The 703-nt window shown below is 47.4% G+C and carries 1 protein-coding gene; it reads left to right on the top strand.

The window, feature by feature from the left end; translation table 11 throughout:
• Positions 1 to 703 (top strand): NADH-ubiquinone oxidoreductase-F iron-sulfur binding region domain-containing protein (locus ACS8FC_RS17580; protein ID WP_439297736.1); only part of this gene is annotated, 703 nt, incomplete at both ends.

The following is a 703-nucleotide window of genomic DNA, read 5'->3' as shown; positions in this document are numbered from 1 at the left end:
CACCGTTTCCACAAATCTCTGGTGCATGGGGTCGTCCAACCGTCGTCAACAACGTTGAAACGCTGTGCAATATGCCAGCGATTATGAACCATGGCGTCGAGTGGTATCAGTCATTATCTGAAATCAAAGGCACAAGTAAAACGCCAGGCACCAAACTATTTGGCTGCTCAGGATTGGTTAATGATCCAGGTCTGTGGGAATTACCGTTTGGTTATACAGCTCGAGAAATCATTGAAGATTTAGCAGGTGGTATGAAGGATGGTAAAACACTCAAAGCATGGCTACCGGGTGGCGCATCGACTGACTTTTTAACCGCAGAACATTTGGATGTGGTGGTAGATTTTGACACCATTCAAAACGCGGGTAGCCGTATGGGTACTGGTCTGATTATGGTCGTTGATGAATCACAAGACATGGTGCCATTACTGCGCAATCTTGAGATTTTCTTTCAACGCGAGTCGTGCGGTTGGTGTACACCATGCCGTGATGGCTTACCGTGGGGCGTTAAACTGCTTACCGCCATCAATGATGGTGAAGGGCAAGTAGGCGATGTAGAAAAACTAGAAGGCCTGACGCGTGATTTATGGATTGGTAAAACATTCTGTGCGCATGCCCCAGGTGCGATGGAACCACTAATGAGTGCGATTAAATATTTCCGTCCAGAGTTTGATCAAAAAATCGCGCAGGCGGTTGGTGTCGAGGT

The organism is Psychrobacter sp. 1Y4 (assembly GCF_051847555.1).
Note: the sequence above shows the minus strand (reverse complement) of the source record. Positions and strands in the feature narration are given on the sequence as shown.